Annotated in this window: 6 protein-coding genes; all 6 read right to left on the bottom strand. The window is 61.6% G+C overall.

Translation table 11 applies throughout. The annotated features are described in order from the left end of the window. Positions 1 to 3: 3 nt before the first annotated feature. The 6 genes from NVB75_RS20925 to pgaA all read right to left on the bottom strand — a co-directional run bounded on the left by NVB75_RS20925 (position 4) and on the right by pgaA (position 16,422). Positions 4 to 8,046, bottom strand: coding sequence for a DUF637 domain-containing protein (locus NVB75_RS20925; protein WP_258343110.1), 8,043 nt, complete (start codon positions 8,044 to 8,046; stop codon positions 4 to 6). 31 nt (positions 8,047 to 8,077) lie between these two features. After that, on the bottom strand, positions 8,078 to 9,799 hold the full coding sequence (locus tag NVB75_RS20920; RefSeq protein WP_258343109.1) for a ShlB/FhaC/HecB family hemolysin secretion/activation protein: 1,722 nt from the start codon (positions 9,797 to 9,799) through the stop codon (positions 8,078 to 8,080). A gap of 321 nt (positions 9,800 to 10,120) precedes the next feature. After that, complete coding sequence (gene pgaD / locus NVB75_RS20915; RefSeq protein WP_258343103.1) at positions 10,121 to 10,603, bottom strand: poly-beta-1,6-N-acetyl-D-glucosamine biosynthesis protein PgaD; 483 nt, start codon at positions 10,601 to 10,603, stop codon at positions 10,121 to 10,123. Then, complete coding sequence (pgaC, locus tag NVB75_RS20910) at positions 10,600 to 11,946, bottom strand: poly-beta-1,6-N-acetyl-D-glucosamine synthase (RefSeq protein ID WP_258343101.1); 1,347 nt, start codon at positions 11,944 to 11,946, stop codon at positions 10,600 to 10,602. Before pgaC ends, pgaD begins: the two co-directional genes overlap by 4 nt. Positions 11,947 to 11,949: 3 nt before the next feature. After that, positions 11,950 to 13,953, bottom strand: a complete 2,004-nt coding sequence (pgaB, locus tag NVB75_RS20905) for a poly-beta-1,6-N-acetyl-D-glucosamine N-deacetylase PgaB (RefSeq protein WP_258343099.1) — start codon at positions 13,951 to 13,953, stop codon at positions 11,950 to 11,952. A 12-nt stretch (positions 13,954 to 13,965) separates the two neighbouring features. After that, complete coding sequence (pgaA, locus tag NVB75_RS20900; RefSeq protein WP_258343097.1) at positions 13,966 to 16,422, bottom strand: poly-beta-1,6 N-acetyl-D-glucosamine export porin PgaA; 2,457 nt, start codon at positions 16,420 to 16,422, stop codon at positions 13,966 to 13,968. Positions 16,423 to 16,578: the final 156 nt, after the last annotated feature.

Here is a 16,578-nt window from a genome sequence, read left to right as displayed (position 1 = left end):
TGATTAGCCACCGAACTCTTTAATAATCACAGTAATATTACGTTGCTTTCCATACTCTATAAGCTTGCTCGCGTCAGCCATTCCGCCCGGTTGAACTCGGATGTCCAAAATTTTCGTTGCCGGTACGCCATCCACGGTAATTTTTGAACTTTGCAAGGTGTCCATATGGGTTCTCATGTCATAAGACCACCCTTTACCTCGGGTATCAATCGTTTTCAAACTCACCACATTAGTGTCGAGCTGGAAGTCAATAACTGGGAAGTTATTGGATTTAAAGGGTTGCCCGGTCTTGGGATTGATGAGGTTGTCCGTCCGGGCCCAGTCCTTATAGTCCGTATCAGTAAGCGTTGTCTCAATCTGCCTACCTCTCGCCCGAGGTTCAAGATCCCAAACATTTTTGCCGTTTTCCGGCGGCATGAGATCCGGCCTTGAAGGTGGCGGGGTCTCTCTCTTACTGGCCGCAACGGCGCGCTTGTAAGCCAAGGCTCCCGCCGCTGTACCTAACCCAACAGCAAGCGCGATTTTGAGATCGTTCGTAATTTCCTGCGCCTGCGCGTCGCTCAAATTCCATTTTGCTTTAAGCGTATCGACCATAGCCCCGACCGTGTGCTCAGTCGTCGCTGTCGCTAACATCTCCTGGAACTCAAAGTTCGAATTAATGAGGTTTTGTACTGCTTCTCGAGCCTTCGGCGAGCCGTACTCCACGATGTCTTTGATTGGGTTGAGATCCGCCATGGTATTGGCGACTTCTTTAGACCGCGCTGCACACGTAGAAGGATCAGCCTTACAGCCGGCGATCGCGTCAATATCTTGTTGAAGACTCAACTCTTTGAATTTACGGGTGGTGTCTTCAATGCAGGAAGTGTCCGTGCACGCCGCTATCTTCTTGGCTGCTCTCTCAAGCTGATTGTGGTTCAGATAGTTATATTGCGTTGCGTTTTGCGCCACCCAACTACCTTTTTCCAGCGCAGCCGCGTCCACGTCGCCTTGTGCTGCTGCCGCCAGCACGCCGACGATCTGCGAACTCATCGTAAGCAAGTTATCGTCGCCTTTAACTAAGCCGTCCAGATGGGTGACCAATGCCTCGCTCGCCCCTGCTGCCAAGGCGCCGGTCTTGAAGTCTCCTCCAGTGGCCTCTGCCAGCAACCCACCGACCATGGCGTGAATCGCAACCTTCGGTGCGGAACCGTCTGCGAACACATTCTTGGTGTAATTACCCAACAAATTGAAACTGGCAGCCGCCAAGGTATTGAACAACGCGTTTTTCAGCGCATCGCTGGCACTGCCACCTTGTCCGAGCGCCTTGCTCAACAGCATGGACGTACCACTTTGCAGCGTTTGGTTAGCCGCAAATTGGCCGACACCACGCCAGCTATTCAATATTCCCGGTGTTGTGATTTTCCCTGTTGCCGTGTTTGTTTCGGTTCCAGTCCAATCACCAAAATATTCCGCCGTCAGACCGGCCGTAGCACCCGCAATAACGTACCCCTTCATAGCATCCGAAGAAGTCACATCTTTAAGCACAGCGCCAAGGTTGCCTCGATTATTAATAACACTGACGGTCGCGTTCGTTGAGGCACCCGCTGCAACCGCGCCTGCGACGGCGCCCACCGTACTTCCGCCTGCAGCGACGGCGGCCATAGGCCCGACGACTGCTGCCATCACAATTGCAATGATGATTTGCGAAGCCGGCCCCAACCCCGAGTTGCTGTACTTGAAGCTGTCGTGGATTTCCTTGACCTGACGCCAATCCACATCACCGCGCTTTTCCGCTTCCTTGATCCACGCCAACTGCGGATCCGCCTTGACCATCGCATCAATGGACTGGCTAACGGTTTGCTGGTTAACCTGGCTGATGTCGATTTTCAAACCATCGACGGCTTTGATTGCCACGTTGCCTTCGGCAATCAACTGGCTCTGACGCAGGGTTTCATCTGTATTGCCCTTGCCTTTGGAAGACACCCAAAACGCATTGTTATTGGTCTTCTCGTGGCTTTCCTGATGCAGGTCCTTTACCGCCTCAAAGGTGATAGCACCACCACTGTCCAGGGTGATGTCTTTCCCACTCTGAAGCTTGGCGAGCTGGTAAGTCTGATCACCACCGCTCTTAAGCACGAGGTCACCACCGGTCTTGATTTCAGTACCGACGTTGGTCACGCGAGTCACTTCGTCACGCTGGGTCTTTTTGTTGCCCCAACCGCTGACCTTTTTCATGTCATACAACGTATGCGTACTGTTCTCAGCCGCCAGCAAATTCAACTTATCCCCGCTATACAGATAAGCCTCATTCCCCGCACTGATCTTGCTCGCCACAATCGTGGTGTCGCGCCCGGCCTGGCTCTTAAAGTCCGCGCCCGCCGTCAGCACACTGGCCAACTGCGTGGTCTGCTCATCGGCCGTCTTGATGCGCTTTTTACCGTCTTTTTCCTTGCCCTCGACGTTGTGCACATCGCTGACAGAGGTCACGTTGAAATCGCGCCCAGCCTGAATATTCAGGTCCTTACCGGCGGTGGCGGTGCTGCCAATAATGTTGACGTCTTGCCCGGCCTGCATGTTGACGTTGCCGCCCGCCGTGACGCTCGCGGCAAGGTTTTTGACGTCGGTGGTGATGGTGGATTTTTCGCCGCCATCAATGGTGTTGTGGATCACGCTGGTGTCGCTGACGGCGACCAGGTTCAGGTCGCGGCCGGCGCTGAGGTTGGCGTCGTTACCCGCGACCAGGGCGCCGTGGTTGTTGAGGTCGCGGCCGGCATCGATGGCCAGGTTGCCGCGGGCGGTGATGGTGCTCGCGCTGGCATCGGTGAGGGTGCGCATGCCGACGCCTTCACGCACTTGGATCGCGGTGTTGTCGTTGGTGATGTCGCCTTTGAGGGTGGTAAGGCTGACTTGATTGCCTCGAATTTCGCCGCCCATGGCGTTACGGATGCTGTCTTGGGCCAGCAGGCTCAGGTTGTTGCCGGCTTCGATCAGGCCGCCGTTGTAGAGGCTGCCGCCACTCGCGGCGCTGAGGTTGTTGCTGGCGCGCAGGGTGCCGACGTTAACCAGGTCGCCACCGGTGACGAGGTTGAGGTCGCGGCCTTGGATCAGGCTGTTGCCGCGCACGTTGCGCGATTCGGCCTGGGCCAGGTAGAGCACCGGCACGAGGACGGTCTGGCCGTCGACCACGCGGTTTTCCATCCACACGATGTCGTGGGTCAGGGCGCCGACTTGCTGGCCGGTGAGGGACACGCCGACGCTCAGGCGCAGGGCGTCTTTGCTGGCGAGGGCGTTGTCCATCAGGTAGCGGAACTGGTCGGCGTCGCTGAGCAGGCCGCCGGCGAGGAAGCGTTGGCCGGTTTGTGCGAGTACCGCGTCGCGAATCAGGCGGGTCTCGTATTGGCCATCGCCGAGGCGGCGCCAGGCGTTGTCGCTGTTGAAGCCGAGTTTGCCGAGCATGTAGTCGGAGCTGAAGAAGCCCGATGCCGTGGTGAACTCGGGGTTGGTTTCGATCAGGTAGTGGCTGGTGGGGTCGGCGTTTTTGACGAACAGGCCGTATTCACCCTTGGGCAGCTGGAAGTACGGCGAGGTGGTGGGGTCGACCGGGGCGAACGGCGTGCCGGTGTAGTCCACGGGCACGAAGCCACCGCCCGGTGCGAGGGTGGCCACCGGCAGCACACTGCCGGGCGCCTGGGCGCTGGCGTCGTTGACGTGCTTGCTGAGGTTGATATTGATCCCGCCAACGGGGATGCCGGTCTGGTCGTTGCCGAGGGTGCCGGTCAGTTGCTCCAGGGTGTTCTCGTGCAGCGTGCCGTTTTGTATTTTGTTGGTGACTTTGGACAGGTCGACGGTGCCGCCGGCTTGCAGGGTGGCGTCGTAGGCGAGGCCGCCGTTGGGCGTCCAGGTGGTGACGTCACTCGATTGCCGGAACGGATCGCTATTGGGCGACAGCGCTTTCAGCGCTTCAAACGTTGCCTTGTTGAAATTCCCGGCCGCCGTCGCGTTGTTGAACGCAGGCACATCGACGTATTCCATGCGCTCCCACAGGTGCTTGTCGACGTGCCCTGGGGTGCCGATGACAATTTTGCGCTGCCCGGTGCGCGTACTCGCGCCCTGGTTGAGCAGGTCGACGGCCGCGATGCTCAGGTTGCCATTGGCCGCCATCAGGCTGTAGCGGTTCTGTACGGTGTCGCCTTGCAGCAGCATGTTTTGGCCAGCTACCAGCCGCGCCGATACCGAATCCTGGATCGCTTTTTCCAGGTAGGTTTCGTTGATGGTGATTGTGCCGCGCCGCCAGTCGTCTTTCTCGCCGCAGTGCTGCCCACACACCCAGCTCAGGCTCCCGGTCTCGAGGGTTTGTCCCAATTCGAAAACGTCTTTGGCGTTCTCGATAAAGCCGGCGTTGATGCCAATCGAACCTTCGCTTTCTACGGTGCCGGAGCGGTTGCTGAACAGCACCGCACGCCCGCCATCCACACCGGCAAAGGTCAGGTTGCCTTTGCTGTAGACGTCGCCGTAGCTGTTGCTGAACCCATTGGCGCGCAGGGTCATGTCGCCACCGCTGAACAGCAGCGAATCGGCGCTATTGGTGATGCCGTTGACGGCCGTCAGACTCACTGCGCCCTGGGCGCCGAGGGTGCCGCGGTTATTGATTTGGGCCGCTGCGATATCCAGTTGCTGACGCGCGGTGAGGAAACCGAGGCTGTCGAGGGTACCGCTCAGTTTGAGCTGGGTGTTGCTGCCCGCGAGGCGACCGCCGTTCTGGCTGAGGTTGTTGGCGGTCACGCTGAGGTTTTGCAGGGTTGCGATGCGCCCGCTGTTGCTCAGGTCGCCGCTCAGCCTGAGGCTGAGGTCGCCGTCGCTGAGCAGTTCGCCGCCGTTGTTAAGGCTGGCCACATCGAGGATCAGGCCCTTGCTGCTGGCCATGCGGTCGCCGGCCTTGAGGGTCAGGCCCTGGCTGCTTTTGTACGTGAGCACTTCGTTCAGTTGTAGACGGCCCAGGCCGTCGACGCTGCCGAATGCCCAGTCAGCGGTGCCCATGCCATTGATGTTGCCCTGGCTGCCGATGAGGCTGGCGGTGTTGATGCGGAACAGGCCGTTGCCCGCGTGCTGCAACTGGCCACCCTGGTTGTTCAGGTGCGTGGCATCGAGGCTGAAGGCTGTGCTGCCGAACTCGAGGGTGCCGTCCTGGTTGTTCAGGGTGCCGCTGAGGTTGAGGCTGCTGCTGGCACCGGCCAGCGCACGCAGTTGCCCGCGTGCGCTGTTGTCGAGGTTGCCACCGTTGAGGGTCAGGCCCTGGTTGGCTTCAATCAGGCCGCCTTGGTTGGTGAGCGTGTCGCGTGAAGTCAGGTTGAGTTGGTTGCCGCTGATCTGGCCGCCCGCGCTGTTGTTGAGGGTGTTGCCGGTGATCGTCACCTGTTCTTTACCGAACAGCTTGCCACCTTGGTTGGCCAGGGCTTCGACGGTCAGTTGCAGGTTACCCACCAGGCTGGCCAACGTGCCGTTGCTGGCGTTGTTCACGCTGTCGGCGGTGATGGTCAGGGTGTCGCCTTGCACGGTGCCGCCAGTGTTATCCAGGCTGCCGGTATCCAGTTGGGTAGATGCGCCGCCGCTGAGCATCAGGCCTTTGCGGTTGGTCGCGTCCTGGCCGCTGTAGCTCAGGCCCTGGTTACCGGCCAGCAGCTGGCCGCCATCGTTGTTCAGGTGCTGCGCGGCGATGTCGAGGCGCTTGCCGCGCAGAGTGCCGCCGCTGTTGTCGAGGGTGGTGAGCGCCTTGACCAGCAGGCTGCGTTCGCCAGCGTCGATGACCCCGCCTGCGTTAGTCAGCAGGTCGCTGACGTTGAGGGTCACGTCGCCGCCATTGCTGACCAGCGAGCCTTTGTTGCTGTTGTTGAGGGTCTGCGCGGTGACGTCAACCGAGGTGCCGATCAGGATGCCGGCGCTGTTGTCCAGCCGCTCGCCTTGTACCTGCAACAGGCCTTCACTTTGAATACGGCCTTGGGCATTGAGCAACTGGCCCGGGCCCTTGAGCAGCAGGCTCACGCCCGGCGCGCCACCGGCCAGCAGGCCGGCGTTGCGGTTGTCGAGGCCGGAGGCGCGCACGTCGAGTTGGTCGCCCACCACGCGCCCGGCGCGGTTGTCGATGTCACCGCCAGTCACATCGAGCAGCAGTTGTTTACCGACGATTACGCCGCTCTGGTTATCCAGGTTCGCCGCGTGCAGCTCGACATCGCCCTGCCCGGCCTGCAAGCGGCCTTGGGCGTTATTGAGCTGTTGCGCGGTGACGAGGGTCAACTTGCCGGTGTTGGCGCTCAGTACGCCGTTGGCGTTGCTGCTGAGGCTGCCGGCGTTGAGGTTCAGGTCGGTGCTGGCCTGGGCAAAACCCTGGGTGTTGTTGAACCCATTGGCGACGGTGAGGTTCAGTGCGCCGTTGTCGGCCTGGATCAGGCCCTTGAGGCTGTTGTCGACGTCGCTGGCGTTCACCGTGAGGGCATCCGCCACCAGCACGCCGTTCTGGTTGTTAAGGCTGCCTGCGTTGACGGTCAGGGCGTTGGCGATCACTTGCCCGCCGCTGTTGTTGAGTGCGGCGCTGGTCAGCACCAGGCTGCCGCCAGACATTTCGATGCGGCCTTGGCGGTTGTCCAAAGAGGCGCTGTCGAGGGTAGCGGCCTGGCCTTCACCGAAGCGAATCAACCCGCCCAGGTTGACGATGGCCGGCGCGCTGATCGCCAGGCTTTGCTCGCCGTACACACGGGCGGTGGCGCCTTGGTTGGTCAGCTTGGCCGTGCTGACGCTGACGGTTTTGCCCTGGATGATGCTGCCCTGGTTGGTCAGCGCCTGCGCGGCGGTGATCGCCAACGCGCGGCTGGCCAGCAGGTCACCGCTGGTGTTCACGCTCTGCGCGTTAACCACCACGTCGCCCGTGGTATTTCGGCTGTTATCGGCCTGCACGCCCGCTTCGATGATGCCCGGGTTGGTGACGGTGGTGGCGTTGAGTTCGATGCGTTGGCCAGCGGCCAGGCTCTTCTGGTTGACCAGTTCTTCAGCACTGCTCACCTGCACATTGCCGGTGGCGTAGACCTTGTCGGTCAGGTTCACGTTCTGCGCGGTGACCTTGAGGTTACCGGTGGTCGCCGTCTGCGCCATGCTCAGGCGCCCGTTGGCATCCAGCTGGATGTCGCCGCCACTGGCGGCCAGCGTACCGTCAAGCTTCACGCCCACGCCGGCCTCGGTGCCCACCAGTTTGATCGCACCGGCGTACATGCCGCCCAATGCCGAGGAATCGATGGCCAGCTCGGGCTTTGCGCTGCCGTCATCGGCGCGCGCGGTGGCTTTCAGGCTGTTGGCATCGACGTCGTTACGCCCGGCAATGACGGTCAATTCCCGTGCATTGATCTGCGCATTGATCTTGGCCGAGCGGGTGATGATTTCGAAGCGGTCGACGTTGCTGGCATTCAAGCCTTCGCCGTCGATGGTCACGGCGCCGCCGTCAACCTGGTAGCGCTGCAACTGGCCGCTGGCGTCGAGCACCGGTTTGCCGGTGGTGAGGGTCACGTTGGGGGTGTTGATAAAGCCGCAACCGCTGCACGTGACGCCGTACGGGTTGGCGACGATGACTTTGGCCGACTGGCCCGCCACTTCGGTGTAGCCGCGCAGTTGGCTGGGGCTGCCGCCGTTGACTTCGTTGAGGATGACGCTGGCCGCGCCGCCCTTGAGGTTGGGGTTGCCGACGATGTAGCCACCCAGCTGGGTGTTCGTCATGGGGCCGTTGGCGTTGTTGAGGATCACGCCGTTGGGGCCGACGTTGTAGTCCTTGAATTGGTTATGGGACAAGCCACTGCCATTGGGGGTGGCGATGTTCACCACCGGTACGCCATTGCCGGCCTGGCCGACGGTGGTGCCCGGCGCGCTGACCACAATGCCTTCGGCCTGGGCCAGCAGCGGCTGCCAGAACAGCGCGTTGGCCAGGATCAGCACCAGGCCGCGCTTGGGCAGGCCGAAGAACGAGTCTCGCGGTTTCAGCGCAGCAGAAGGTTGGCGGGCCAGGAAGGCAAAGTGGCGAACATCCATTGTCATATTCTCGATGTAACGGGGCGTTGAATTACAGGAAGAAATCCATGCGGAAGTAGATCGGCGCTTCGCGCTCGCTCATCACTGCCGGGCGTTCCAGGGAATGGGCAAAGGTCACGCTGGTGCTGACGTATTTGCCACGGGCGAACAACTCCAACGAGTTGCTCGAGACCCGGCCATGCACTTCACCGTTGTAGCGGTCGTTGCTGATCACACCCTGGTCGTAGCCGACGCTGGCGCCGTATTCGGCAAAGGCCGGGCGCATCCAGTCCCAGGTCACCGGGCGCGCCCAGCGCACGTCGTTGCGCCAGTAGCCACCGCTGTCGCCGGTGAGCTGCTGGTCTTTGAAACCGCGCACCGAGGCCGAACCGCCGAGGCTCATGCGCTGGGGGCTGAACAGAATGTCTTCACTGCGTTGGCCGGTGGCCAGGCTGGAGAAACTGAACGACTCGCCCCACAGCGTGAACGGCTGCAAGTAGCTGACGGTGGCGGTGTATTTGCGGTAGCGCGCGTTGGGCAGGCGATTGCCGTTCTGATCGCGCTCGTTTTCGGCTTGGGCATCGAAGGCACCGATACCGTTCTGCATGCCCAGGTCGAGGTTGACGAAGGCATTGCCGATGCGGCGGCCGTGGTTGATGCCCAGTTGCAGTTCGCTGAGGCGGTTGCTGCTGGGCTCGGTGCGCACGTCGAGGATGTAGTTGTTGGTGCGCAGGTGCGACAGGCCGACGTTCACCGAGGTCTTGCTCACGTCGTCACGATGGATCACCCGCTCGGCGCGCAGTTGGTGGTTTTCGTTGTCGCCGTTCTGCTTGAATTTAAAGTCGTTGGTTACGCCAAAGGTGCGGTAATCACTCTCGCTGTAGATGTAGCTGAAGTTCCACCAACCCCACGGCACGTTGTAGTAGAGCATGGTGTTTTTCGAGGTTTTCTGGTGGTCGCTGACGGCATCGTGGCCGCCGCGCAACACAAGCTGGTCGGCCAGGCCCAGCGGGCTGTCCCACTCAAGGCCGGCACCCCACTGCTGTTCGCCGGTGCTTTTCTGCCCGTCGTTGTTGCGCGACAGGCTGGCGCGCCAGGGCTTTTGCGGGACGTTCTTGACCTGTACTTCACTGCCGCCCACCTGGCTGCCGGGGGTCAGTTCCATTTGTGCCTGCTTGGACGGCAAGCGATTCAACTGGTCCACCAACTGCTCGATTTCCCGCAGGTTGAGCTGCTCGCCAACCTTGCCGGGAAAGGCCATGGCCAGCTCGCGTTGGGACAGGTTGCTGCCGTCGGCGCCCTTCAAGCCTTCGAGTTTGCCTTCCACCACCAACACCTGGAGGTGGCCGGTGGACAGGTCTTGCTGCGGCAAGTAAGCACGGCTGGTGACCATGCCTTTGTCGATGTAGTAGTCGGTGATCGCCTTGAGCACTTGATTGAGCTGGGACACGCCCAGGCACTGGCCGATATATGGCTTGAGCAGGCGCTCGCGGTCCGGTGCAGGCAGGCTGTCGGCGCCCTTGAGTTCGATGTCTTTGATCGGGAAGCAACGGGTGTCAGCCGGGGTGGCAGGCGCTTCGGGCTTGGCTTCTTTGCCGGGCAGTTCCTGGAGGTCTTCAAGGCGCCGGCGCTGTTCTTCCAGCAGACGGTTTTGCCGATCGCGGATCAGGTCCTGATCGCCAGGCGTGGGCGCAGCCGTCGCACTATTGAGTGCAAAGCAAGTCAGCAGGCAAACGCCCAGCAGCAGCCGAGTCCGTGGCAGTAATAAAGACATGTTCGATCCGTCGAGAAAGCGGGGGCCGGCAAACTAACATCGAACTTCCAGTCGGCCAAGAATCTGACTTAGTTGGAAATTATGTTTAATAGGCCTTTAAGTTGCTGATTATTAACAATAAATAAATCATGCAACGCTTAATCGCTTGCAATTGGAATTTTTATTCCGACAAGCGGTAACAGTATTGATACAACTTCGGCTAAAGGGCTTACAGTTGCCACTACTTGGCCATCAATCTGTTATCACGACTGGTTAGTAGCCAAAAAACCGGAAAAGTTCGCGGCTATTTTGTGAATTGGATCCCACTTTTCGGCATTCCGGTTAACTGACCTCCTTCGCCCGCTCCTGCCCCGGCACCAGCTTCAACCCTGGCTTCTCCACATGCCGGGACACATGCGCTGTCACTTCCTGCACGCCACCTTCCTGGTCGTTATGAATGACCAGCACACCCGGGCGACGCAGTTGCTCCAGGTCACCTTCCCCCAGGCTGAAGCTGTGGCTCAAACGCTGGTCGCTCAACGCCTTGGCCGCCGAGCGGCGCTGGGCAAAGCGCTTGCCGCGTTGCTGCTGGTAACGTGCCCAACTGATCAATATCACGGCGTTGAACACGGCGATCCACAGGTAGATCTGCAAGGTGTCCAGCGTGGCAAAAATCGGGGCTTCGATGCGCGGGCCGCCGTGGCTGTCGAGCATCGGCACCATGCCGCGCACCAGCAGGAGGATCAGCCCGGCCCAGGCCAGCAGGGTCAGGAATACGTCGATCGCCCACATTACCGGGCGCTGTTGGGTTCGGATCAGGTTCATGGTTGCAGTTCCTTGGCGGGGGCTTTGATACCGCGATCCGGGCTGACCCAGCGCGCGCGTTTCTGGTGTTGGCGGAACAACACTTTGGGGAAGCTGACCAGGGTGGTGAACAGGCTGACCAGCCAGAACACCAGCGGGTACCAGACGGTCCAGAACAGGGTTTTCCACAGGCCCTTTTCATAGCGCCGGTCGATCATGATGCTCACCGCGAATTGCACCAGGCACACCACTGCCAGCAACAGGCCGGTGAAGGCCGGCGGCATCAGTGAGTCGACGGCGATGGCGGCGGGCAGCGTCACGACTTTGCCCACGGCCCAGAAGATCACCGAGAGCAAAAAGGTGAAGGCCCAGCCGGTGGACAGGCAGTACTCGAACAGCAGCGGCCACAGGTAGCGATGGCGCCATTGCCAGATGCCCCGGATGTTCTTGAACAGCACTTCGGCGCCGCCCTGGGCCCAGCGCAAGCGCTGCTTCCACAGGCCGCCGAGGGTTTCCGGCATCAAGATCCAACACAGCGCGCGGGGCTCGTAGAAGATGCTCCAGTGGTCCAGTTGCAGCTTCCAGCTCACGTCGATGTCTTCGGTGATCATGTCGGTGCTCCAGTAGTCGACCCGGTCCAGGGCCGCCCGCCGAAACGCCACCACCACGCCGGAAACGGTGAAGATCCGCCCGAAGACCCGCTGAGTGCGCTTGATCAAGCCGATGATCGAAGAGAACTCGCCCACCTGCACCCGGCCAATCAAGGTGGAGCGCGTGCGAATCCGCGGGTTGCCGGTGACGGCACCGAGGCGCGGGTTGTCGAGCATCGGCGCCACCAGGTACGCCGCCGTGTTCGGCGAGAGCAATGCGTCGCCGTCGATGCACACCAGGTATTCGCTGCGCGCGGCTACCGCACCCATGCGCAAGGCCACGGCCTTGCCCTGGTTTTGCGCCAGGTGCAGCACCCGCAGGCGCGGTTCTTTCAGCGCCAGCGCATCGAGCACGGCGGCGGTGTTGTCGCTGGAGCCGTCGTTGATCGCGATCACTTCGATGTTGCGGTATTGCTGAGCCAACGCGGCGCCGATGGTCTCGGCGGCGTTGTCGCCTTCGTTGTAGCAAGGGATCAGGATCGAGATCAGTGGCTCACCGGCCAACACCGGCGCCGGCGTGTCGTCCGCCCATGGCCAATGGCGCTCCCAGTGCAGCCAGAAGTACAGGCCGCCGGCGATCCACAGGCCGGACATGAACAGCGGATAGAAGAATACGAAGTCCATCAGGAACTGCCCGGTGATCAAAAAGATCAGGCCAAGGGGCACACCCAATACCAACGACAAAACGATAAGCGCGAGGATTCTGTCGAACATGAGTCAAGGATTCCACTGGTTGGAAAGGGCCGGACGCACGGTTTTCAGGTCCGGCGAATTCTCCAGAAAGTTGTCCGGGTAGTAGCCAAAACTGGTCACGCCCTGGCGCTTGAGCACATTCATCCATTCGGCCAATTGCGTGCCGCTGATGTCGGGAGCGGCCTTGGTGCGCCAGTCTTTGGCTTGCAACTCAAATACGGTTTTCTCCAGCGCACCGGGACGCGCCTTGACCGTCGCCACCAGTCTTTCCAGCCAGGCATTGGAGTTTTTGAGTGTCTCGCCTTCCATCAGCGGCATGGCCATGGGCGCGGTCCAGTCGTAGGTCTGGAGGAAGTCATCGAGGTTTTGTGCGAACCAGGTTTCGCTGCCGGGATTGAGCATCGGCTCGGCGAAGAGGTTGCGCGCGGTTTGTATCTGCGGGCCACGGATGGCGCGGAACTTGGCGGTCAACTCGTTGGTGAAGTCGATCAGGTAGCGACTCTTGAAACGGGTCCAGCGCTGCAGAACGGCCGGGTCCGCGCGCAGCGCGGCGATGCTGTTGGGCAGGCCGTTGGCGACGTAGGCCTTGAGCGCTGCCGGGCTGGCATCTTCGAAATCGCTGAGCAGCGCGTCATCGTGGTACAGCACACCATCGATGGCGCTGTTGCCGGTGCTCGCCAGGTCTTGATAAATCTCGCCGATCATCTGCCGCACTTTCGGATCAAACGGCGACAAGCGCTGGTATTGGTCGGGATCAGGGCTGACCTTGCCGGTTTCCGGATCCCAGCGCGTGACGCGTGGCAGTTTGGGATCAAGGTCGAAACTCAGTACCGGCATCCAGGCAAACACGCTGGCCCGGGCACGGGTGTGCAACTGCCAGGCAACCCGGTTGAACAAGTCAGCGCGCATCGGCAAGTGACGGTTAGGGAAGTACAACGATTGCACCAGGCCGTCACCTTTGGGGTCGGCATAGGCTTGCAGGAACACGGTCACAGAGCCCATGTCCACCACACGCTGTACCAGCACGTCGAGGTTATGCGCCTGTTGCACCGGGTCGGGGTCGTAGACGTGATCCAGATCCACATGCAGCACGCGCAGCGGGGCCTTGGCCTGCACCGAGACAATGCTGCTGGCGAAGTGCTCGCCGTCCGGGTCGGAATCCACCAGGAAGCGCGGGCTGTTCATCAGCTTGTTCGAGTCATCAAGGCCGTCGTCCAGGGTCAGCGCCATCTCATAACCGTGCTCACCCACCACCGCCAGCGAGGTGCCGTCGGCGGCGCCATACGGCCATACCCATACCCGAGGCGCCTTGCCGGTGACCGTGCGGATTTTGTTGGAGATCGCGACCACGTCGGCGCGCATCCGCGCCTGGAACTGCGCCTCGGTTTCATAGCGATGGGTCGCCGGATCAAAGCGCCGTGTGGTGGCCGCCGGCTCCAGGTTGCCTTGGGGGTTGGCCAGGATGCCTTTGTGATTGGCATCGGTGTGGGCGGCGATTTCCACCAGGCCGGATTGGGACACTTCCCGAATCTGCTGCCAGGTCAGAAAGTCGCCACGGGGCCGAGGCGTTCCGGCGAAATCCACCGGTTGGTTGAGCGGTGTATCGATCCAGCTACCTACCGGCGCCAGCAGGGCCGGCCAGTTATACGCCCGCAGAATCGGCATCACGCGGGTATAGAAGCTTGAATAGCCGTCGTCGAAGCTCAGCATGACGGCTTTGGGCGGCAGTGTCGGCCCGCCCCGGCGAGCGGCCAGAACCTGGTCCACACTGACCGCTTGGTAACCGTTCTCCCGCAGCCAGGCCAACTGCTCGATCAAACGCTCGGTGCGCACGGCCACCACCGCCTGATCGGGGTCGTTATCCTCGACATCGTGGTAGGCAATGCCCAAAAAGTGGTTCTTCGGCCACGGCGCTTCGTTGGCCAGGGTCGGCCGCTCGGCGGGAGGAGTGAATGGCGCGGGTTGCTGGGCGCAGGCGGCGGCCAGCAATACGCCCAGGACCAGCAAGCAACGGCTGAGGAGGGTCATGGTCAGGCTCTTCTAGAAACGGTAAGTGAGGTCGACGAGCAGGCGCAGATCGCGCTCGCGCTCACCGTCATAAGGTCGGCTGACCAGGCTCAGGTTGGCGCCGGCTTCCAGTACGTCGTTCCAGCGCAAGCGTTGACCGTAGCCGATCAAGCCGACACCGCCGGTGGAGTAATCACGCTGGCTATAGGTACCCGCGCCGACCTGGAACTGCTGACTCCACTGGGTTTCGTAGCGGTTATAGAGCACATGGTTGACGGTGACGGTGGGCAACACGCCGAGGTCCGACTTGGGGTTGAAGTACAGCGTGTCTTCCTTGCTGTTGCGGCTGGCACTGACATCCAGGCCCAGCTCCACTTGCACTTTGGGCGAGCTGTAGACACCCTCGCGGCCGGTGAGCAACGCTTCGACCCGGTTGTTGCCATCGCTGAAATGGGACGGGCTGACCGCGAGTTTCCACTCCCGGCTCTCATTGGCGCGCCAGCGGATAAAACCACTGCCGCCGTTGGCCGTGACGTCGGTGTTCAGCGCCCGCAACGGGGTGGTGGCCGAGAGGTAATCGAGGCTGCCCCCGTATTGCCAGTGGTCGTTGATGTCCCTGGCAATCGACACCCGCGCGCCTTGTTTGGACCCAAAACCATAGGAGTGGTTGGAGACCTCCGCTTCGAGGGTCATGTCGCGGGTACGCCGCTCTACGCCGACGCGCTGCCAGCGATGATGGCCGGTGCCTTCGGCGAAGTCGGCGGTGCCATAACCAGCACCGGCGAACAGGCGCCAGTCTTCGTCAATGGGCGGGGTGTAGATCACGGTTTCAATGCCCCAGTCACGGCTACCGGACACCGCACCGGCTTCCTGGTCGTTGCCGCCACCGAAGCTTTTACCGGTGTAGGCCTCCACCCGGACTTCAGCCATGTCGTGCACATCGCGCAGGCGTTTGAGGCGCTGCACCTGGCGGTTTTCGGGCGCGCGGGCGACTACATCGTCGGTGAGCAGGTCGAGTTGGCGCCACTCCTGCAAGTCCAACGCCGTGAAGCCTTGGGACATTTCCACGCCGATGTCGCGCGGGCTCTGGTTTTCAGTTTCCTTGAGCGAATCTTCGGCGCGCCTCGGCCAATCACGGGCACGGTACATCTCGGCCTGGGCCAGACGTACGCCGATGCTGCCGGGGGCTTTATTGCCCAGGGCCTCCAGGCTTTCTTCACTGGCGTTGAGGTCCGCGCCATAGGTACCGGCCTGGGCCGCCAGTTGCTGGGCGTCCATCCATTCATCGTTAGGGTTGCCGATGGGCAGACCCTTGAGTTCAACCCGGGGCTTCTCGGTTTCGGCCAGGTGAGTGGCGACCGCGCGAGCCTCGGCCACTTGGTCACTTTCCAACAAGGCGTAGAACAGGGCGGAGCTGTCTTTAACATGGTCGCCCACGTCCGCGTCCGGAGCGGTCACCGCCTGGCGATACAGCGGCGCAGCCTTTTCTGGCTGGCGCTGGTCGAGGTAGGACGCCGCGACCCAACGCACGGCGTAGGTCGGCAGTTGCACACCTTGGGCCGTCAGGGCTTCGTACTCGCGGATCACCTCGGCGGTGCGTGCCCGGGCCTTCAGCGCGCCCAGGCGGTCGATGCGCCAGCGCACCACGTCGTCATGGGCAGTGGCATCCGGTGCCCAGGTGGTGAGCAGTTGGTCGTAATCCTTGAGGGCGCGGTCGGCGATGACGTAGCGCTCTTTTTCACTGCGTGAGGCGAACTCGGCCATGCGCACGCGCTCGGCGGCCAGGTCGCCTTCGAGGCGGCGCTGGGTGACCGGGTCCAACAGGCCCGGGCGTCGGGCGGCCAGGCGCAGGGCCGGTTCCGGCAGTCGCGCGCGTTGCAGGGCGACGATGTATTCGCGGGCGACTTCGGGTTTGTTGCCGGCCCGGATGAAGGCCTGGTCGAACTCGAACAGCGCGTCATAGGTTGAACCGGCGCGGGTCAGGGCGTAACCCAAGGCCATGCGGCGGTCGGCGTCGTCGGGTTTGGCGGCCACAAGAGCACGGGTGCGCTGTACGGCTTCGGCCGTTTGGCCGGCGTCGGCCTGGGTAAGGGCGAGGCCCAGTTGCAGGTCCGGGTTATTTGGCTCGCGTTGCAGCGCCTGGCGATACACGGCAATCGCCGGCTCCCAACGCTGCTGGTTGCGATAAGTGCGGGCGACGGTGGCCAGCGCCTGGGTGGTCAGGGTACGACTGCGGCCCTGGGTCTCGTAGACCGAAAGCACTTCGGCGTCCTGGCGTGCCCAGCTGGCAATCAACAGGTGATCGCTGACCTGCCCCGGCGTCTGACGCTCGGCGGGCAATTGGCGCAACAGATTGAGGGCCGGGCCATAGTTGCCGCTGCGGGCCTGGTTGATCAGCGAATCATAGGCAGCATCCGCCGACGCGATGAAAGGCCAGAGCAACTGGCTACACAGGGCCAAACGGATAAAGGGATGAACATTACGCGACATGTCGTCAGCTTCCTCACCTGGGAAAGCTGTAGCGATAAATTCACCTGCACGACACTCCAGGCGGCCAGCATCTGATGACGCGGCCAAGCTTTCCTGGGGCGCAATATCCTTGAGAGGGGTACAAAAAAGGCCAATTCCGAACAATTCTTCAGAATT

Origin of the sequence: Pseudomonas sp. CBS (genome assembly GCF_024734645.1) — a bacterium.
In the GTDB taxonomy this organism is placed as follows: domain Bacteria; phylum Pseudomonadota; class Gammaproteobacteria; order Pseudomonadales; family Pseudomonadaceae; genus Aquipseudomonas.
This window is presented reverse-complemented; position numbering and strand designations above follow the sequence as displayed.